Consider the following 19,363-nt stretch of genomic DNA (forward strand, 5'->3'; position numbering starts at 1 on the left):
ATTATGATGCCATTAACATAGCAAAATTCTCAAAAGTAGAAAGATTATCATTAGCTCCAATTATTTGTCTTTTTTGCATCATACGAATATTTTCTATACCGGTAATAGTCATTTCTGCAGAATGAAAACTCTTAAAACCAAGCATTGGCTTTGTACGTTTTTTGATAAACCTATGATCTTGTTCTACAAGATTATTCAGGTATTTGGTCTGAATAACCTTAATTTTATAATCTTTAGGAACTTCTGTATTCAAATCATTAAGAGCAGCCGTATTACTACCGCTTTTATCAATTACTACTTTCTCAGGAAAATTATTCTCTCTAAAGGCTTTACGAAAAAATGCAAGTGCTGCAGGCTTGTCTCTATGCTTACGTAGCAGAAAGTCTACAGTATTACCAAGACTATCTAGTGCTCTATATAAATAAACCCATTTACCGTTTAATTTAATATAAGTCTCATCCATTCTCCAACTACTACCAACTGGCTTCTTTCTTTTTCTAACCACCTGATCTATCAATGGTACAAATTTTATAACCCATCTTTGTAATGTAGAGTGATCAATTTTTGCTCCCCTTATACTCATCATTTCTTCCAAATCTCGATAACTTAAAGAAAATCGGCATTTCATATAGACAAATAACATTATTATTTCTAGTGAAGAACAAAATCCTTTGAAATATGATAATAATCTTGCAGTAATACGAAACATCTTAACATCTTTTTTAGATCATTATATCAATCTTTTTTCTATTGTCCAACATATGCGACAGAACCTCTATAGTGCCTTGACTTAAAATTTCATCAGCAATTAGGACATTCTTTTTATAGTCACCTTTTTGGTTAAAACCCCCAGCTTCAGCTGGGAAAGACTTCAGTCCTTGTTCTAATATTTCAATTCACTATAACTTGAATATATGATATTTTAATATACATGAAGAGCTTGCTCTTATGTATATTAAAATATCATATATGACAGATTATAACAAGACTAGCCACACTGTATTTTACCATCGCTTTCATGTTGTTTGGATCACTAAATATCGCTACAAAAGTATTGCAAGGTAACTTATAAGAATTAGGATCAGAGAGATAGCACAGGCATTAGTAATATCTCTTTAGAGTAATAGCGACTTCCAGTCTAGATATCAACCCACCAGCTTCAGCTGGTTGTTATTGAGTTAAAAATAAGATACGAAATTGTTCTGTTTTCATGCTACCCATCGTTGCTTTTAGATAGTCTATTAGAACGTTCCAAGAACTAATTACATTTTGATTTATTGTCCCACTTTGGCAGGAGTTTCGCAGTTAGCAAAATTGCGAATCAGCTAAAAGGCATCTAATGTTGTTCTGAATTGATGTTTTTATAACTTCCCAAGTTTGTTGATATAAAGTAATTTTTTCATTTATCCTCCTTTTGTTCATATCGAGCCAAGCAAATACAGCAAGGCAAATATGATTTCTCTGAGCTCGACCCGTGCGTGCCTGACAGCGTTCAATACCACAAGTTTGTTTTAATTCTCGATGATAAACTTCTATAGACCACCGTGCCTTAACAATTTTCTCTATTTGTTCACGTGTTGGATTTTCTAAGTTAGTTGTTATGTAATCAATGCGACCATTTTTTGCCACAAACTTAAATACCGTAACCCAACCGTATCCACGTAGGTGAATTTTTAGTCCCTCATCAGGAATCTCTAAACTTTCTAAGCTAACATTATGATTAACTTTTCTATTTTTTCTTAGGTTACTAACCCATGTCCAACCTAAATTACGTATATGTTTCAAATTCTCCAAACCGCTATACCACGCATCCATTACTACTGCATCAGGATTGATCCCTCTTTCCTTAGCTAAAGTAAGCATATCACAAAAATGCTCATTCTTTGTTTTTCCATCAGTTTCTTTATCATATATTCTATAATCTACAGGGGTAGATTGATCAGTTTTAGCATTGTAATGCAGTAAGTTGACCATCCCTATACCAGGTATAACATCATGTACAGCTCCAGAATATTGATAATGTACAAGCTCAATTTTCTTACTGTATTGCTTTGACAATAACGTGTCATCTCCCACTAATAAACAAGAAGCTTCCCTATCAATATATTTTGACACTTCTCTGTAGATCCCGCTAGGGCGGAAATCCTTACTATTTAACCATCGACTTGCACTATCATGAGATAGGTTTATTGGACTTACTTCAGATAATGCTTTACCACTATATCTTACGCTACTTGCTTGTAAAAATGATTTATATAAGTCTTTGCTACATTTTGATCTTGCCATGCTTAACTAAAACTCTTTCTTGCTAGATTAACATATTTTTTGCTAAGTGCGAAACTCCTGTTTGGGAGAAAAACCCCGCACTTGCAGTGCGTCGTTTCAACATAAATTTTAAATATCTTATCAAGAAAAGATAAGAATGAATCATACAGATATTTTTTAACAAAATCTTACACTTCACAGATATATTCTTTTTGTGTTGTGACACTTTCTAAATGAGCCATACACAAATAGTTTCTAACTTTTAAGTTAGTACATACATGAGGCATTCATGCCGTAATATTAAGCTCTGCACTTGCAGTGCAGAGTGGTTAACTACTTTTTGTTTTAGCATTCTGTTAGTTAGTTCACGCATAATGACAAAATTTACATATAAATTATCATTAGTTCCTTTAATATTAAGCAATTTTTCTTTATCTGTATTTATTAAATTAGCGAGACTACCAAATTGTGTTAATAATTCCTTTGCTAATGGTTTTACATCTTTTCTAGGTATTACAGAAAATAATATCATTTCAAGTAATTCATAATCTGCAAGATTTTCTGCAGAAACAATAATACGTTGTCTTAAGCGTTGTCTATGACCAATATAATGGGGTATATCATCTTTCATATTTAGTTTTACAATAAGTCTGTTTTATAAGGCGGATATGTCAAATGTTTTGGTGATAAAGTAAAAATGTCAAAACCATCTTTGGTTACGCCTAAACTATGTTCAAATTGTGCTGATAATGATTTATCACTTGTTGTAACTGTCCAACCGTCTAATTTACTTAGATGAGTGGAGTGATGTCCAGCATTTACCATTGGTTCAATAGTAAAAAACATACCTTCCTCCAAGACCAAGCCAGTGCCAGCTTTGCCATAATGTAGAATAGTTGGTTCTGTATGAAATATACGCCCTATCCCGTGACCAGTATAATTTCTAACAACTGAATAATTATGTTTTTCAACATAAGTTTGTATAGCATTTCCGATATCTCCTAAATGTACTCCTGGTTTTACTAGTTCAATTCCTATCATCATAGCATCATAAGTAACTTGCACTAAGCGTTTTGCTTTAATTCCTACATCACCAACATAATACATTCTACTAGTATCACCATACCATCCATCGACAATTACAGTAACGTCAATATTTATTATATCGCCATTTTTAAGGAGTTTATCATTTGGAATACCATGGCATACTACATGATTAACAGAAGTACAAATTGACTTTGGGAAGCCGTTATAGTTCAAAGGTGCAGGGATTGCATTATTGGACACAATAAAATCGTGGCAAAGATCATTTAAATAGATCGTACTCACTCCTGGTTTTACATAATTAGTAATGAAATCTAAGGTTTCTGCAGCAAGTTTGCCTGCAATATGCATTTTCTTAAAGTTTTCTTGGGAATGAATTGTTATGGTCATAAAATAATTAACTTTTTTTATTGTCCCACTTTGGGAGAAAAACCCCGCACTTGCAGTGCGTCGTTTCAACATAAATTTTAAATATCTTATCAAGAAAAGATAAGAATGAATCATACAGATATTTTTTTAACAAAATCTTACACTTCACAGATATATTCTTTTTGTGTTGTGACACTTTCTAAATGAGCCATACACAAATAGTTTCTAACTTTTAAGTTAGTACATACATTAGGCATTCATGCCGTAATATTAAGCTCTGCACTTGCAGTGCAGAGTGGTTAACTAAAATCATCTATAGCTAACCCGATTAGTATTTAGCCATAGTAAATTGTTGTCATTGCGAAGAAGCCACTTTGGTGGCGACGAAGCAATCCAAGAAGACGATTGGATATAGATTGCTTCGTCGTAGCAATGCTACTGCTCACAATGACGAAGTAATGCTAATCGGGTTAGCTATATAAATATATACTAAATTTCTACTTCTTAAATTATTATTTGAATTTCATTGAATCTTTTTCAATGTTTCTTACCTTATAAAAACTATAAGATAAGGTTATTGTATCCACATCATTCATTTCTTTATCTTCCTCAAAATCAGAGTCTATAAAAAATGTCACTGGCATCAACATTTTTTCTCCTGCTTTTAATAACTGTTCTTCAAAACAAAAACAATGTATTTTAACAAAGTATTTACCAGCTTTATTAGGTGTAACATTATAAATGGAAGTTCCTATTATATCATCGTTACTTAGATTTTCAGACTCATAAAAAATTAGTGTATTTTGTCCTGGGATAACTGTAGCCCTTCTTTGTTTAGGAATAAATCGCCAAGGTAATTTACTGTCAACATTAGAATCAAATTCTATAGTTATCACTCTAGTTCCTTTTTTAGGAGAATATATATTAAGTTCTTGTTTTGTGGTAGTACCACCATATCCAGTGACTTTACAAAATAAATTGTAAATTGGTATTGATGCAAAGCTTAAAAAAACCATGCTAAGTACTAAACTAACTAGGGCTAAGGCAAAATTTCTATTAGATTTTTGTAACACTATGTTGCTCTCTTTTTGTAAAAAAGTCAAATTTCAATTTTTTACAAGAAGTCTATTTAAAATATTTTAAACTTATGATATTATGTACCCATTCTAGTATATCCCCTAAGTAAAGGAATCTATTTTAAAGGTATTATATGACTAACAAAATCAGTGTGCCAGTAATTTCTGCAGAATCAGGGTTTTATCAATATTTGCAAAAGATCAATAAAGTTCCGTCACTTTCACAAGAAGAAGAGTTTTTACTTGCCAAAGCCTATCTTGAGCAGAATGATCTAGAAGCTGCTCATAAGCTAGTAACTAGTCACTTGAAATTGGTAGCAAAAATTGCCGTTAGATATAGAAATTATGGACTACCTCTAAATGAGCTTGTGTCAGAAGGGAATTTAGGTCTTATGCAAGCAGTAAAGAAATATAATCCTGATTTAGGTTTTCGCTTGTCTACTTATGCTTTGTGGTGGATTAAAGCTTCAATCCATGAATATGTCCTAAGATCTTGGTCTTTGGTTAAAATGGGTACTACGGCAGCACAAAAAAAGTTATTTTTTAGCCTTGGTAAAATTAAGCATAAAATTGCTAACCTATATTCAAGAGCTGTTACAGATCAAGATTTTGTTCAAATTGCTCAAGAACTTGGAGTGACTAAGAATGAAGTTAGTGAAATGAATTCTAGGTTATCTGGTCCAGATTTATCATTGAATAATTTGGTAAATAGTGGAAATGATAACAGTGATAGCGAGCTAATTGAATTTTTACCGGAAACCCGTCCAAGTCAAGAGCTAAGATTAATTAGCCAAGAGGATTCTGTTAACAAACATAATTTGCTAACACAAGCGATGAAGATATTAAATGATCGTGAATTACATATTCTCACTGAGCGTAAATTAAAAGATTCTCCAAAAACTCTTGATACTCTTAGTATTGAATATAAAATCTCTAAGGAAAGAATTAGGCAGATTGAGAACACAGCATTTGAGAAAGTGAAAAACTTTATATTGCAACAGATGCCAAAAGTTGTTTAAGTGGATTACTATAATTTTTCTAGTATACTCAGGTGGTTTTACAATATATTAAATTAAATATTAATTCATGAAAGCAATTGCTATACATTTATTGATTATTTTGATTTCTACGCAAGTATTTGCTGGAAATCAAATTACTAGAAAAGATTTGAAATTTAATTCATCTAATGATTGCACAGAAAGATTAGATATTTTGGAGAAAGAGAATCAGCAGTTACTTGGCAGAGTTGAAATAATTGAATATACTATTGCCAAATTAGAGAGAATTTTAGGCTCTACAAAACAAGAGGTAATAAGTTCTGAGGATACCAGTACAGCAAAAAATTTAGCAGATGATTCTATAGTTGGCGATGTCTTTGAAATACCAGCTACTAAAGAAGTACAAAAGGAAGTTGCGTCGCATGATATTGCAAGACCCATTTCGGGGATAGCAAAAGATAAGCAACTTTATGACTTAGCACTTGCCTCTTTAAAAGATAATAAATTAACCGATGCAGAAGAAAAATTTGTAAATTTTTTAAAAAATTACTCTAATAGTCCTTTGGTAAGTAATGCGTATTTTTGGTACGGAGAATCTTTTTTTAGACGTAATATGTTTGATAAAGCGGCTATAAATTATCTAAAAGGTTACAAACAATCACCAAAAGGTTCTAAAGCTTCTGACTCATTGTTAAAATTAGCATTATCTCTTGGGGAATTGAAGAAAATACAAGAAGCATGCTCTATTCTTGATAAACTTGAAACAGAATTTCCGAGTAGATCAGCTACATCAATAAAAAGAGCTAAGGATGCAAGAACCAAATTTGCTTGTAAGCGTTAGGTTCTTATGAACAAAAAGGTAAATAATAATGACTGACATTTTAGAAGAAGTCTTAAATGATAAAAATGAAGAAAAGAAACTTTATTACTTTAAAAAACTTCTTCCTATAACTATAATCCTCGCACTAATAGTCGTATTATTTATGCTAATAAACAATTGGCTTGATGGTAAGAAAATAAAGAATAATCAAAAGACAGGTGATATTTTAGTTAAGTCTATGTCGCTTATCAATGACAACAAAGACCTAACCATAAAGTCGTTGGATAATTTAATTGAAACAAGTAATAATAAAGTAGGAGAGCTTGCTGCTATCGAACAAGTCAGTATAAAAATACAACAAGGAGATTTTATAGAGGCTAGAACTTTATTAAAGAAAATTATTGATAACAAGAATTATGCCGAATTAACAAGTGCATATGCACGTCTAGTTTGGTTAAGTTTAATGATAGACGAAACAAATTTATCTAATGCAAACATTAATGAAATCGAGGAATATTTAAATTATTTTGATGATGAGAATAAACCATTCTTTGGTACTGCAAATATTATCAAAGCAATTTGGTATATTAACAACAACTCAAAAGATTTAGCAGAAAATACTTTGAAAAAGGTAATATCACTAGAAAGTACAACTCAAGTAGTTAAAGAGCAGGCTAAAGCTTTACTTTCAAACTTACAATAATCGGAAGTTCGATGTAACAAGTTATATCAAACTTCCGGAATATATAGAAACAATCAGGCTTGAAGCGGTTCTGCACATAACAAGCCAATTCGATATAAGAATTAACAATTCTTATATCGAATTGAGCTTACAATAACAAAGGCTTAAATTATGATAAAACAACGATTAATTATTTTCTTACTACCTTTTTTTCTAACTTCTTGTGGTCTTGGAGCTAAAAAGATTAAAAATATTGTAGAATTAACTCCTAGATTATCTGTAGAAAGTAATGAAACAATTCAAATAGATTCTGCTGTAAAAATAAATATATTTAGCCCTGAACAGCTGCAAAATAAGGAATATACTATTGCAAAATATAAAATAATATCAGAGCCAGTTTTTAATAAAGCTGTTGCCTATACCATTGATACTAAAGGTAATATTTCCGCTTTTTCTATGAAAGATAAATCTATTATGTGGTCATATAATATCAGCACTAACAAGAGTGATTATTATGTTGGTGGAGGGATCTTATGCCACAATGATAAACTATATGTTACCTATGGTTCAAGATTCTTGGTAGTATTAGATAGTAGGTCAGGTCATGAAATAATCAGAAAAGAGTTGCCTGATATTACTAGAGTAAAACCGGTATTAATTAATAATTATACTATTGTAGTTCAAACAGTAACTAATCAAATATTAGCGATTAATATTGATAACTTAAATTTTGTTTGGCAACATGAAGGTGTAGTAGAAACTTTGTCATCAAGTTACCATGTTAGCCCAATAGTACAAAATAATCATGTAATAGTAAACTATAATTCAGGACAAATTCTTGCTCTAGAAGCAGCTAGCGGTCAAGTTCTATGGACTAACGATTTATCTAGTCATCAAGAAATAGGCTTGCCAAATTTTGAGGCAGCATCTATATTATGCAAACCTATTGTCAATAACTCTCACATATATATAGCTAATAGTGCTGGTAAGATAGTAAAGCTAGATATCATGACGGGTAATATTCTTTGGCAAACCAAAGCTTATGATGTGCAATCTATGTTGTTAGCGGGTAATAGTTTATTTATAACAAATAATGCTGGACAAATAGCTGCTATAAGTACTGATTTTGGTAAAGTCAAGTTTGTAGCAGATCTAAATGATGGGAAAGATATTAAAAAAGTTAAAGCCTCATCATTCCTAACTCCTATAATTGGTAAGGTAGCTGAGGCAGAAGAGTGGAATTTAAATATTATTTCCACTAAAGGTGAATTATATAGTTTCCAATCAGATGTTAATGGTAATTTAAGCACTACTCCACAGATTGCTAAAATTACTAAAAATATTGAATATCATGGAAAAACCTGCTGTGGTAGTATGTATTTTGCTACTGATAAAAAAATTATGTTTGTCGATTAGTCAAGAAACTATGTAAAATATATATTTACATTTATCTTGACAAAATAGTGGTTATAATGCTATTTAGTATAGCTTAGGCTAGGACAATGATAACATTAATTCTAATTAATAAAGATATATAACGTGAAAACTTATTCTGCAAAACCATCACAAATTCAGAAAAAGTGGTGGGTCATAGATGCTAAAGACCTTGTATTAGGTAGACTTGCTAGTGAAGTAGCTAAAATCTTACGCGGCAAACATAAGCCTTCCTTCACTCCTCATTTAGATTGTGGAGATTATGTAATAATAATTAATTCCAAGCATATTTGCTTGACAGGTAAAAAATCAGACCTTAAAGATGGTAAGTTTTATTATCGCCATACTGGTTTCCCAGGTGGGATAAAGGATACAACAGCTGGAAAAATTCTGTCTAGTAAGTATCCCGAACGTGTCGTTAAGCTTGCTGTAAAAAGAATGATTACGCGAAATGTTTTGGGATCAAAGCAGATGGGTAATCTATATGTCTATGCAGAGAATGAACACCCGCATAAAGCTCAGCAACCTGAGTTTTATGATTTTGCAAGCAAAAATACAAAGAATAAAAAATAGTGAATTATGACAATATTAAAGGTTCAAAGTGAAAAAACCAAAAGTGATACAGTTCAGAGTAAGTTAGTTAAGCCTAAAACGCCTGCAGGAAGTAGTGATAATAAAGTCTATGGTACAGGTAGAAGAAAAAGTGCGATTGCTAGAGTTTGGTTAAAAAGTGGTAGTGGTAAGGTAATTGTCAACAAAAAAAATATGGAGCAATATTTCACTCGTGAAGCTCATACCAAATCTCTCTTGCGACCATTTGTTGTAACTAATACTGCTGGGCAATATGATATAATATGTACTGTTAGAGGTGGTGGAATATCAGGGCAACTAGGTGCTGTACTACACGGTGTTTCTAGAGTGCTTGACAAAATTGCACTAGAATTTCATAGTATTTTACGCAAATCCGGTTTCTTAACAAGAGACTCAAGGGTTGTAGAACGGAAAAAATATGGTAAGCATAAAGCTAGAAAAAGTACTCAATTCTCTAAACGTTAAAATTTTACATAATCTGTTTGGAGTTGTCTAGCATGTGATTTTTCTGAAGCTCTTTCCATCATGGCGGGGTAGCTCAGTTGGTTAGAGCAGCGGAATCATAATCCGCGTGTCGGGGGTTCAAATCCCTCCCTCGCTACCACAAAATGCTAATTCATGTGGTAGTTTATTATCGACTTTGTGTAATGGGGGGCATAATAAGAATCAACAACTAATTCTTTAAAGTATTAAAAATACTGTGATTTTTTTATATTTTATATGTAAAAGTCATTAGTGCTACTTGATATATATGCTATTATGCGGTGAATGTACTCGAAATTCTTCAAGTTCTTTCAAACATTATTATGAAAAGGATTACATTCGGTTTAATAGCTGAGTATGTGGCTATTGTTATTTATAAAATTAAATTTTATCAAATTCTTCACCATCGTAAAAGATATTATGTTGGTGAGATTGATATTATTGCCCTACGTGGAAAACAACTTGTTTTTATAGAAGTAAAAGCAAGAAGTTCTGACGTTGATGATCGGATATTATCAACTCATCAACAAGCAAGACTCAATAACAACCAGCTAAAGCTGGTGGGTTGATATCTAGACTGGAAGTCGCTATTACTCTAAAGAGATATTACTAATGCCTGTGCTATCTCTCTGATCCTAATTCTTATAAGTTACCCTGCAATACTTTGTAGCGATATTTAGTGATCCAAACAACATGAAAGCGATGGTAAAATACAGTGTGGCTAGTCTTGTTATAATCTGTCATATATGATATTTTAATATACATAAGAGCAAGCTCTTCATGTATATTAAAATATCATATATTCAAGTTATAGTGAATTGAAATATTAGAACAAGGACTGAAGTCTTTCCCAGCTGAAGCTGGGGGTTTTAACCAAAAAGGTGACTATAAAAAGATCTGCCAGTATATTTTTAAGCTCTAACCCAAAATACCAAAATTATCAAGTCAGATTGGTTCTGTCGCATATGTTGGACAATAGAAAAAAGATTGATATAATGATCTAAAAAAGATGTTAAGATGTTTCGTATTACTGCAAGATTATTATTATATTTCAAAGGATTTTGTTCTTCAGCAGAAATAATAATGTTATTTGTCTATATGAAATGCCGATTTTCTTTAAGTTATCGAGATTTGGAAGAAATGATGAGTATAAGGGGAGCAAAAATTGATCACTCTACATTACAAAGATGGGTTATAAAATTTGTACCATTGATAGATCAGGTGGTTAGAAAAAGAAAGAAGCCAGTTGGTAGTAGTTGGAGAATGGATGAGACTTATATTAAATTAAACGGTAAATGGGTTTATTTATATAGAGCACTAGATAGTCTTGGTAATACTGTAGACTTTCTGCTACGTAAGCATAGAGACAAGCCTGCAGCACTTGCATTTTTTCGTAAAGCCTTTAGAGAGAATAATTTTCCTGAGAAAGTAGTAATTGATAAAAGCGGTAGTAATACGGCTGCTCTTAATGATTTGAATACAGAAGTTCCTAAAGATTATAAAATTAAGGTTATTCAGACCAAATACCTGAATAATCTTGTAGAACAAGATCATAGGTTTATCAAAAAACGTACAAAGCCAATGCTTGGTTTTAAGAATTTTCATTCTGCAGAAATGACTATTACCGGTATAGAAAATATTCGTATGATGCAAAAAAGACAAATAATTGGAGCTAATGATAATCTTTCTACTTTTGAGAATTTTGCTATGTTAATGGCATCATAATGTCCAAAACCTTAGTTTTAACAATCTTGATGTAGTATGATTTATAGATGCGACAAAACCTATGATAGCTGCTCTTTGTAATAAAGATATTATTGCCCCTTTAGTCTTTGAAGGAAATTGTAATAGTGAGCTATTTGAAACTTATGTAAGAGATTTTTTGATAAAAGAATTAAAGCAAGGGCAAGTAGTAGTAATGGACAATATTAACTTTCATAAAAGAAAAAAGATAGAAGAGTTAATAAAATCCGTGGGAGCTAGTATTTTATACTTACCCACCTATAGTCCCGATCTCAATCCAATAGAACATCATTGGTTTAGGATAAAAAATTATATTCGTAAAACTGCTGATAATTTTACAGATTTTTTTGATTCAGTAACTTATGCATTGTCAATAGCTTAAGGGATTATGCTGTACCAATAAAGGTGAAGCAATTGTGTAATAAATTATGCCAAAGAATTAACAATGGAGAATCAATAGATTTAATAGTTGATAGTACCGGTCTTAGTTTTGGTAAAGCCAGTCATTGGTATGAAACAAAATATAATAAGCCATGCAACAATAAGCCTTGGAAGAAAATGCACATTGCAATTGATCCTGAGATGAATGTGCATGCGATTGAAATTACAGATTATGAGAGTTCGGATATTGAAGGTTTGGATCAACTAATACCTGAGGGACTAGAGATTAAGAAGCTAATTGCTGATGGTGGGTATTATAGTATTGCTGGTACTCAACGCCTAAACGATCAAGGCATTACACCAGTGATTCCACCACCGAAGCATGCTGTGGTTCATGAGCAGAATGCTACAGCATGGCATGATAAAATAGTGCAATATATTAAAGATAAAGGCAGTGTTTATGCATTTCATAAAAAATATGGTTATGGCAAAAGAGCGTTGGTTGAATCGCAAATTTCTCGTATTAAAAGATGTATTGGTTCATCATTACTAACTCAAAACACAGACTTACAAAAATTAGAAGGAGTAACTATCGCAAATATTATCAATCAGTGGAATTCATTTGGTAGCTGTGTTTCTGTGAAAATGGGATAATGCATGTCTAAATTAAGAAAGATTGTACCCTTCCGAGCAAAGCCATTGTAATATAGTAGTATTAATAAGAAATATTAGACTTGTATATACTAATATAGTACATCTGTTTTTCTTAGAGAAGATTGTACCAGAATTACTATTAAAACAGGATACGCTTGTGTTAAACATAATATTTAGTAGTTTGTCTAGCTTTATGTTATAATAATTAACGAGTTCAATACATTACTATTTATGACCATTAGTAAATTTCTAGACCCTAAGAATGATGTTGCCTTTCGCCGTATATTCGGTTCGGAGAAGAATAAAGACATTCTGATTCATTTTATTAATGATGTATTGGAGCTTAAAGGCAGTGATAAAATCAAAGAAGTAACATTTTTACCTACTATTCAAGAACCAGAGATTGCTGCTAAGAAGCAGAGTATAGTTGATGTTTTGTGTAAAGATGAAAATGGAGTGCAGCTAATTATTGAAATGCAGGTATCTCCACAAGAAGGCTTTGAGAAGAGAGCACAGTATTATGCTGCTAAAGCCTATTCAAGGCAGTTAAATAAAGGCAAGAAGGAGGGAGCTAGGTATATAGATTTAAAGTCGGTAATATTTATTGCTATCAGTGATAATATTATTTTTAAAGATAAGGTGTTCTATAAATCTGATCATATTATTTTGGATAAAGATAGCTATTCTCATGATTTAAAGGATTTTTCTTTTACTTTTATAGAGTTACCAAAGTTTAAAATCACAGATATAAATTTACTAACTAACATAATCGAGAAATGGTGTTATTTTTTCAAACATGCAGATGAGACAAGTGAAGAAGACTTACGTAAACTAATAGGTTCTGACGAGGTTATAGAGCGGGCATATGAAGAATTAAACCAGTTTAATTGGACAGAAGAAGAATTGCTGACTTATGAACAAGAGACTAAACGTATTATGGATAATAAAGCGTCAGAAGCCTACTTGATAGAAACTGCTAAAGCTGAAGGCATCCAAATAGGTGAAACTAGGGGCATCCAAATAGGTGAAACTAGGGGCATCCAAATAGGCGAAACTAGGGGCATCCAAATAGGCGAAACTAGAGGTATCCAAATAGGTAAAGCTGAAGGTAAAGCTGAACAAAATATTGCAGTAGCAAAAAAAATGCTAGCCAAAGGTTCAGACCCTGCTTTTATTTCTACTATCACCGGTCTTGATGAAGATTTTATCCTCTCTCTTACCAATTCTAAAGCTACTCATAAATCTAAGCTATAAGTAGTAACTATCGCAAATATTATTAATCAGTGGAATTCATTTGGTAGATGTGTTTCTGTGAAAATGGGATAATTCTGTCTACAGTAAGACAATTCCTACCCTTCCGAACAATGCCTAGTACAATTCGATTTATCATGAGGCTAATTAATAGGTATTTCCTTAACATCAGCTTCTTGTGTTTCAATACGAGGTAATATGATTGTTAAGATGCCATTTTTTAAATTGGAAGAGATAGTTTTTTGATCGATGTCATTATTTAACCCTATAGGCCTATCAGCAACATAGCTGCTAAAAAGACCTATAGCGTATTATACGAACTTTGAAATTCTGTGAACGGCTTACTTATAGCATTTTGCTGGATTTGAGTTCATAATTAGTCACACATTATTAAGCAATTTTTTCTAGTTTTCAGATATTTTATTGTCCCACTTTGGGAGAAAAACCCCGCACTTGCAGTGCGTCGTTTCAACATAAATTTTAAATATCTTATCAAGAAAAGATAAGATAAGATATTTTTTAACAAAATCTTACACTTCACAGATATATTCTTTTTGTGTTGTGACACTTTCTAAATGAGCCATACACAAATAGTTTCTAACTCAGGAGTTTCGCACTTAGCAAAAAATATGTTAATCTAGCAAGAAAGAGTTTTAGTTAAGCATGGCAAGATCAAAATGTAGCAAAGACTTATATAAATCATTTTTACAAGCAAGTAGCGTAAGATATAGTGGTAAAGCATTATCTGAAGTAAGTCCAATAAACCTATCTCATGATAGTGCAAGTCGATGGTTAAATAGTAAGGATTTCCGCCCTAGCGGGATCTACAGAGAAGTGTCAAAATATATTGATAGGGAAGCTTCTTGTTTATTAGTGGGAGATGACACGTTATTGTCAAAGCAATACAGTAAGAAAATTGAGCTTGTACATTATCAATATTCTGGAGCTGTACATGATGTTATACCTGGTATAGGGATGGTCAACTTACTGCATTACAATGCTAAAACTGATCAATCTACCCCTGTAGATTATAGAATATATGATAAAGAAACTGATGGAAAAACAAAGAATGAGCATTTTTGTGATATGCTTACTTTAGCTAAGGAAAGAGGGATCAATCCTGATGCAGTAGTAATGGATGCGTGGTATAGCGGTTTGGAGAATTTGAAACATATACGTAATTTAGGTTGGACATGGGTTAGTAACCTAAGAAAAAATAGAAAAGTTAATCATAATGTTAGCTTAGAAAGTTTAGAGATTCCTGATGAGGGATGATCTGTCAACAGTTTTCCGGACAGTTTGTTTAGGCACATTTTTGCATTTTCTCGTATTGTACAGGTGATAGATAGTCATTAGTTGAATGCATCCTTATACGATTATAAAATACTTCTATATATTCAAATATGGCATATTTTGCTTCCTCCCTAGTTTTAAATTTATATTGATAAATTAGTTCTGTTTTTATAGTGTGAAAAAAGCTTTCAGCAACAGCATTATCCCAACAATTTCCTTTACCGCTCATACTCTGTATAATACCATGTTGTTTTGTAAGTTTTGAATGGCTATCAGAACAATATTGACTACCTCTATCAGTATGCCAAATAAGTCCTTTAGGTGGTTTACGTTGCCATATTGCCATTAGCAGAGCATTATTAACTAAATCAGCTTTCATGTTACTATTCATTGACCACCCTATAATTTTCCTAGAAAATAGATCAATAACGGTTGCTAAGTACAGCCAACCTTCTTCAGTTGGAACATATGTGATGTCCCCAACCCAATAACAATTAGCAGCATAGACCTTGAACTTTCTATCCAATAAATTAGGAGCAACTTGCTTATTATGACTAGAATCAGTAGTTGCTTTAAATTTATGTTTGCTTTTACATACTAAACCAGCTTCATTCATTAGCCTTGCAATCCGCTTCCGACTAACAATTATACCGTGTCTAGATAGTTCCTTTTTAATGGGTCTAGATCCATAATTCCTTCTACCTTCTTGAAAAATTGTTTTAATCTTACAGGTTAAAGCATTATCTTCTTTGTCCCTATTGCATTCAGGGGTAGTTAACCATTCATAATAGCCACTACGTGATACTTTCATAAATTTGCACATAATCGCAGTTGAAAAATCACCTTTATGCTTCTTTATCCATGCGTACTTTATTGGGACTCTTTCGCAAAGTACGCGGCAGCCTTTTTTAATAGATCACGCTCCTGCGTTACCCTAGCTAAATCTTTCTTTAATCTTTTTAATTCATCATAGAGATGTTCATCTGTTCGCATTATTGATTCTTTAGGTTTGGAATATTTATCTACCCAAGTATATAGAGTATTTCTAGTAATACCTAACTCTTTAGCTGTTTGTGACACAGGTCGCTTGGACTCAATTGCTAATTTAACTGCTGACTCTTTAAATTCAGCCGGATAAACCTTTGGTTTGCTATTAGTCATTTTTGTACTTCCTTTCTGTTAATATTGTCTCCTATTAACTGTCCGGAAAACTATAACCACATCAAGATGCCTTTTAGCTGATTCGCAATTTTGCTAACTGCGAAACTCCTGTTACAGAGAATGAACTATATTACCCTGAAGAATGCGGATATTTTCTCAAACAAACACGAGGGATTTACCACAATGAACATCAATGTAAAGAGATGAGTCCTGAAGAAAAACTTGGGTATCATCAGGAACATAGCAGTAAATATATAGAAAACATATATAACAAAATAGACGAATTATTTAACGACAAGAAAGTTGAGCCTAATAGTAGGCTTGGACAAGCTATGAAATATTGGATAAATAATAAAGAAGGTTTGACCCAATTTTTAAAAATCCCAGTTAGCAATCTTGATAATAATTGGGCTGAGAGATCACTGCGTACCATTATTTTACAAAGGAAGAATTCATTATTCTTTAAAACAATCAATAGTGCTGAGATACATAGTGGTCTGTATAGTATAGTAAAGACTTGTAGTGAGAACGAGATCAATGCCTTTAAATATTTAAATTGGCTACAAGAGCAGAGTAGCAAAGCAAAGAAGCGTCCTGCGAATTATACGCCTTTTGCCTATGCAAGATATATGAATAATACGGAATTAATCGAGACAGCAGCTTAAACGACAGGAAGCCAATCATTAGAGAATTTGGCAGAACTAGGATCACCATTATGAATAAGAATGTGTAAGGTTCTATAACAAATTTGATAAGATGAATTATCAGATGGGAAAAGTTTTGCGGTAAATTTACCTTTGGATAGGCGTTTAGAGCATAGCCAAAAGCCTTGACCGTCAAAGGACAAAATTTTAATGGCAGTTCTGTTTTTATTATAGAATAAAAACAAGGAACCATTAAGAGGGTCAGAAGAAAGTTTTTGTCTACAAACAGCGATTAAGCCATCGATACCCTTGCGAAAATCGATGGCAATAGTGGCAACAAAAATAACTGACGCCGGGGTTAGTTGCAGCATAAAAATGTCTGAATTATGGTTTTTGGTTCTAGTGTTTGGATAATAAGTTTGGTACCATTTGGTTTAATAATGTGACAAGTATTATAATGGACTGAAAAAATTAGACAAAGAAGCAGGTATTTTTGTTTCTCAATAAGTATAGAATAATAAATAAAATTAAAGAGAAACAAATGGGTAAAAAACAAATTAAAAATTTTAGTGCAGAAGCAAAAACTAAAATAGTATTAGAGATGTTAAAAGAAGAATCAACAATAGGTCAGTTATCGGTCAAATATGAAGTAACGGCTAAAACTATGCAAAACTGGAAACGACAATTTTTAGATAATGCGTCATTGGCATTTGAGCCAGCAAAAGCTGTTAGTGAGTACAAAGGGCAGATTAGTGAACTTAAGAATCAAAACGATGAACTTGCAAAAGCATTAGGTAAGGCTACAGTCGAGAGGGACTGGGCGGTGGGAAAGCTAAACAGCTTGGACTTATCAAATAAGAAAAGTCTTGTCGACCCCAAGCTGAGTACGTTAGCAAAGACAAGGCAATGTGAACTATTAAAGATAAGCAGATCTGGAGTATATTATAAAGCTAAAGTAATGAGCTTATATAATCTTGATATTTTAAATAGAATAGATGAAATATATACGGATAACCCTGAGTATGGTTATCGTTATATATACAAACAATTATTGGAAGACGGCTTTAATGTGGGCAGAGATAGGGTGCTTAAATATATGGGAATAATGGGTATAGAAGCTATTCATCCTCATAAAAAGCAATCTACTTTTGTGAAGGATGGTCAACATAAAATTTATAGCTATTTGCTTGAGCCGTACTGGCACAAATCAGGAACGAATAGAACTATTCATGTACCTTATGTTAATCAAGTGTGGAGTGGTGACATTACTTATATTAGAACTAACGGAGGATTTATGTATCTTGTGGCGATTATAGATTGGCATAGTAAGGCAATACTAAGTTATAAAGTATCTAATTCTATGGATGCATCACTTGTAACCGATGTATTAAAAGATGCACTGAATAAATACCCTGCACCACAAATATTCAATAGTGATCAGGGTAGTCAATATACTGGACATGAGCATACGGGAATTCTAAAAGAGAATAATATACAAATCTCAATGAACGGTAAGGGTAGAAGCATTGATAATATTGTGATTGAAAGATTTTTTAGAACTTTAAAATATAATTGTATATTTATAAATGATTTTAAAAATATCGCAGAACTTAAAGATGGTATTGATAAATACATGGATAAATATAACAATCAAAGATTCCATTCAAGTATTGGTTATAAAAAACCGATGAACGTGTATCTTGATTACTTACAAAATGCAGCTTAAAAATTATGTAAAATGGGAAACAAAATTAGTGAAAAATTTGTCTTGAAAAATCAGTCCAGTTTCTATAGTGATTTTGTTTGGGGGCAGCTACAGGATCGGTATCTATAGAATTTAATAGTTGAAATGGGAGAAAATTAATATTTTGTTGTAGAGCTTGATTTGAAGTTGAGACAGGAGAAGTTTTGAGGGTAGGCTCATGGGCTTTTTTAATTGAACTGATTGTTGCTTTATTGTCCCACTTTGGGAGAAAAACCCCGCACTTGCAGTGCGTCGTTTCAACATAAATTTTAAATATCTTATCAAGAAAAGATAAGATAAGATAAGATAAGATATTTTTTAACAAAATCTTACACTTCACAGATATATTCTTTTTGTGTTGTGACACTTTCTAAATGAGCCATACACAAATAGTTTCTAACTTTTAAGTTAGTACATACATGAGGCATTCATGCCGTAATATTAAGCTCTGCACTTGCAGTGCAGAGTGGTTAACTAATATTAAGATGTTTAGCTATCTCTTGGTAAGAATAATGATGGAGTAATTGGTAAACTAATTCCTTTAGATGGTTTGGTATAGGATCAAACTTATTAGTTTTAGTTTGACGCCAGGCTTTAAATTGCTGAGCTACTTGCTCAATAGTAATTGATGGTATTTGCATAGTATGAAACCCAAATGTATAAAAAATTCATACTAGCAAAAACATTAGATAAAGTTATGCAGTTTTGCTGCAGGTATACAGTGTGTAAA

25 protein-coding genes, 1 tRNA gene and 3 pseudogenes are annotated in these 19,363 nt (G+C 32.3%); 15 read left to right on the forward strand and 14 right to left on the reverse strand.

Annotated features, from left to right (window positions below; genetic code table 11):
* Position 1: 1 nt before the first annotated feature.
* The 7 genes and pseudogenes from AAHN00_RS05265 to AAHN00_RS05295 all read right to left on the reverse strand — a co-directional run bounded on the left by AAHN00_RS05265 (position 2) and on the right by AAHN00_RS05295 (position 4,751).
* Positions 2-709 (reverse strand): IS6 family transposase, encoded by a 708-nt coding sequence (locus AAHN00_RS05265; protein WP_342272332.1) that lies wholly within the window; start codon positions 707-709, stop codon positions 2-4.
* Between the two features lie 596 nt (positions 710-1,305).
* The gene (locus tag AAHN00_RS05270; protein WP_342271025.1) at positions 1,306-2,286 is read right to left on the reverse strand and encodes a transposase; all 981 of its coding nucleotides are present in this window, start codon (positions 2,284-2,286) and stop codon (positions 1,306-1,308) included.
* 22 nt (positions 2,287-2,308) lie between these two features.
* Complete coding sequence (locus tag AAHN00_RS05275; protein WP_342272333.1) at positions 2,309-2,491, reverse strand: hypothetical protein; 183 nt, start codon at positions 2,489-2,491, stop codon at positions 2,309-2,311.
* Positions 2,492-2,620: 129 nt separating this feature from the next.
* Positions 2,621-2,896, reverse strand: a pseudogene (locus AAHN00_RS05280) (UPF0758 domain-containing protein); the annotation flags it as partial.
* Positions 2,897-2,904: 8 nt separating this feature from the next.
* On the reverse strand, positions 2,905-3,699 hold the full coding sequence (map, locus tag AAHN00_RS05285; RefSeq protein WP_341755396.1) for a type I methionyl aminopeptidase: 795 nt from the start codon (positions 3,697-3,699) through the stop codon (positions 2,905-2,907).
* Positions 3,700-3,706: 7 nt separating this feature from the next.
* Positions 3,707-3,874, reverse strand: coding sequence for a hypothetical protein (locus AAHN00_RS05290; protein ID WP_342272334.1), 168 nt, complete (start codon positions 3,872-3,874; stop codon positions 3,707-3,709).
* 316 nt (positions 3,875-4,190) lie between these two features.
* Complete coding sequence (locus tag AAHN00_RS05295) at positions 4,191-4,751, reverse strand: cytochrome c oxidase assembly protein (protein WP_342272335.1); 561 nt, start codon at positions 4,749-4,751, stop codon at positions 4,191-4,193.
* A 137-nt stretch (positions 4,752-4,888) separates the two neighbouring features.
* Between AAHN00_RS05295 and rpoH the strand changes: the two genes are divergently transcribed.
* The 12 genes and pseudogenes from rpoH (at position 4,889) to AAHN00_RS05355 (ending at position 13,794) form a co-directional block, all read left to right on the forward strand.
* Positions 4,889-5,773: an RNA polymerase sigma factor RpoH gene (gene rpoH / locus AAHN00_RS05300; protein ID WP_341755397.1), complete on the forward strand. Its 885-nt coding sequence runs from the start codon at positions 4,889-4,891 to the stop codon at positions 5,771-5,773.
* A 67-nt stretch (positions 5,774-5,840) separates the two neighbouring features.
* Positions 5,841-6,593 (forward strand): tol-pal system protein YbgF, encoded by a 753-nt coding sequence (gene ybgF / locus AAHN00_RS05305; protein WP_342272336.1) that lies wholly within the window; start codon positions 5,841-5,843, stop codon positions 6,591-6,593.
* Positions 6,594-6,621: 28 nt separating this feature from the next.
* Complete coding sequence (locus tag AAHN00_RS05310; RefSeq protein WP_341748111.1) at positions 6,622-7,275, forward strand: DUF2659 family protein; 654 nt, start codon at positions 6,622-6,624, stop codon at positions 7,273-7,275.
* A gap of 153 nt (positions 7,276-7,428) precedes the next feature.
* Positions 7,429-8,670: a PQQ-binding-like beta-propeller repeat protein gene (locus AAHN00_RS05315; RefSeq protein WP_342272582.1), complete on the forward strand. Its 1,242-nt coding sequence runs from the start codon at positions 7,429-7,431 to the stop codon at positions 8,668-8,670.
* 123 nt (positions 8,671-8,793) lie between these two features.
* Positions 8,794-9,261: a 50S ribosomal protein L13 gene (gene rplM, locus AAHN00_RS05320; protein WP_341748112.1), complete on the forward strand. Its 468-nt coding sequence runs from the start codon at positions 8,794-8,796 to the stop codon at positions 9,259-9,261.
* 6 nt (positions 9,262-9,267) lie between these two features.
* Positions 9,268-9,744: a 30S ribosomal protein S9 gene (gene rpsI, locus AAHN00_RS05325; RefSeq protein WP_342272337.1), complete on the forward strand. Its 477-nt coding sequence runs from the start codon at positions 9,268-9,270 to the stop codon at positions 9,742-9,744.
* 62 nt (positions 9,745-9,806) lie between these two features.
* Positions 9,807-9,883 (forward strand) — tRNA-Met (locus AAHN00_RS05330).
* 202 nt (positions 9,884-10,085) lie between these two features.
* Entirely contained in the window at positions 10,086-10,331 is a 246-nt protein-coding gene (locus tag AAHN00_RS05335) for a YraN family protein (RefSeq protein WP_342272338.1), read from the forward strand.
* A gap of 448 nt (positions 10,332-10,779) precedes the next feature.
* The gene (locus tag AAHN00_RS05340; RefSeq protein ID WP_342272339.1) at positions 10,780-11,487 is read left to right on the forward strand and encodes an IS6 family transposase; all 708 of its coding nucleotides are present in this window, start codon (positions 10,780-10,782) and stop codon (positions 11,485-11,487) included.
* Between the two features lie 61 nt (positions 11,488-11,548).
* Positions 11,549-11,887 (forward strand): annotated as a pseudogene (locus AAHN00_RS05345) (transposase); the annotation flags it as partial.
* 32 nt (positions 11,888-11,919) lie between these two features.
* Positions 11,920-12,540 carry a transposase gene (locus AAHN00_RS05350; RefSeq protein ID WP_342272340.1) on the forward strand — a complete coding sequence of 207 codons (621 nt, stop codon included), beginning with the start codon at positions 11,920-11,922 and terminating at the stop codon, positions 12,538-12,540.
* A 231-nt stretch (positions 12,541-12,771) separates the two neighbouring features.
* Entirely contained in the window at positions 12,772-13,794 is a 1,023-nt protein-coding gene (locus AAHN00_RS05355) for an Rpn family recombination-promoting nuclease/putative transposase (protein ID WP_342272341.1), read from the forward strand.
* Positions 13,795-13,934: 140 nt separating this feature from the next.
* On the opposite strand, the pseudogene AAHN00_RS05360 reads toward AAHN00_RS05355, so the two are convergent.
* Both AAHN00_RS05360 and AAHN00_RS05365 read right to left on the reverse strand, forming a co-directional pair.
* A pseudogene (locus AAHN00_RS05360) lies at positions 13,935-14,060 on the reverse strand (Hsp20 family protein); the annotation flags it as partial.
* 107 nt (positions 14,061-14,167) lie between these two features.
* Positions 14,168-14,359 carry a hypothetical protein gene (locus AAHN00_RS05365; protein WP_342272342.1) on the reverse strand — a complete coding sequence of 64 codons (192 nt, stop codon included), beginning with the start codon at positions 14,357-14,359 and terminating at the stop codon, positions 14,168-14,170.
* 95 nt (positions 14,360-14,454) lie between these two features.
* On the opposite strand from AAHN00_RS05365, the gene AAHN00_RS05370 reads away from it, so the two are divergent.
* Positions 14,455-15,066 carry a transposase gene (locus AAHN00_RS05370; protein WP_342272343.1) on the forward strand — a complete coding sequence of 204 codons (612 nt, stop codon included), beginning with the start codon at positions 14,455-14,457 and terminating at the stop codon, positions 15,064-15,066.
* 28 nt (positions 15,067-15,094) lie between these two features.
* On the opposite strand, the gene AAHN00_RS05375 is transcribed toward AAHN00_RS05370, so the two are convergent.
* Both AAHN00_RS05375 and AAHN00_RS05380 read right to left on the reverse strand, forming a co-directional pair.
* Positions 15,095-15,997: an IS3 family transposase gene (locus AAHN00_RS05375; RefSeq protein ID WP_342272567.1), complete on the reverse strand. Its 903-nt coding sequence runs from the start codon at positions 15,995-15,997 to the stop codon at positions 15,095-15,097.
* A complete protein-coding gene (locus AAHN00_RS05380; RefSeq protein ID WP_342270937.1) occupies positions 15,955-16,245 on the reverse strand; it encodes a transposase in 291 nt (96 codons plus the stop codon). The genes AAHN00_RS05375 and AAHN00_RS05380 overlap by 43 nt, the downstream gene beginning before the upstream one ends.
* A gap of 80 nt (positions 16,246-16,325) precedes the next feature.
* On the opposite strand from AAHN00_RS05380, the gene AAHN00_RS05385 reads away from it, so the two are divergent.
* Positions 16,326-16,910, forward strand: coding sequence for an IS66 family transposase (locus AAHN00_RS05385; RefSeq protein WP_342272584.1), 585 nt, complete (start codon positions 16,326-16,328; stop codon positions 16,908-16,910).
* On the opposite strand, the gene tnpB is transcribed toward AAHN00_RS05385, so the two are convergent.
* Complete coding sequence (gene tnpB / locus AAHN00_RS05390; protein ID WP_341752109.1) at positions 16,907-17,260, reverse strand: IS66 family insertion sequence element accessory protein TnpB; 354 nt, start codon at positions 17,258-17,260, stop codon at positions 16,907-16,909. The two genes, AAHN00_RS05385 and tnpB, sit on opposite strands and share 4 nt — an antisense overlap.
* Positions 17,261-17,430: 170 nt before the next feature.
* On the opposite strand from tnpB, the gene AAHN00_RS05395 reads away from it, so the two are divergent.
* Positions 17,431-18,615, forward strand: coding sequence for an IS3 family transposase (locus tag AAHN00_RS05395; protein WP_342270888.1), 1,185 nt, complete (start codon positions 17,431-17,433; stop codon positions 18,613-18,615).
* A 25-nt stretch (positions 18,616-18,640) separates the two neighbouring features.
* On the opposite strand, the gene AAHN00_RS05400 is transcribed toward AAHN00_RS05395, so the two are convergent.
* Positions 18,641-19,000: a hypothetical protein gene (locus AAHN00_RS05400; RefSeq protein ID WP_342272344.1), complete on the reverse strand. Its 360-nt coding sequence runs from the start codon at positions 18,998-19,000 to the stop codon at positions 18,641-18,643.
* A 103-nt stretch (positions 19,001-19,103) separates the two neighbouring features.
* Entirely contained in the window at positions 19,104-19,274 is a 171-nt protein-coding gene (locus tag AAHN00_RS05405) for a hypothetical protein (protein ID WP_342271174.1), read from the reverse strand.
* Positions 19,275-19,363: the final 89 nt, after the last annotated feature.

Source organism: Candidatus Tisiphia endosymbiont of Parasteatoda lunata, assembly GCF_964030955.1.
Classification (GTDB): Bacteria; Pseudomonadota; Alphaproteobacteria; order Rickettsiales; family Rickettsiaceae; genus Tisiphia.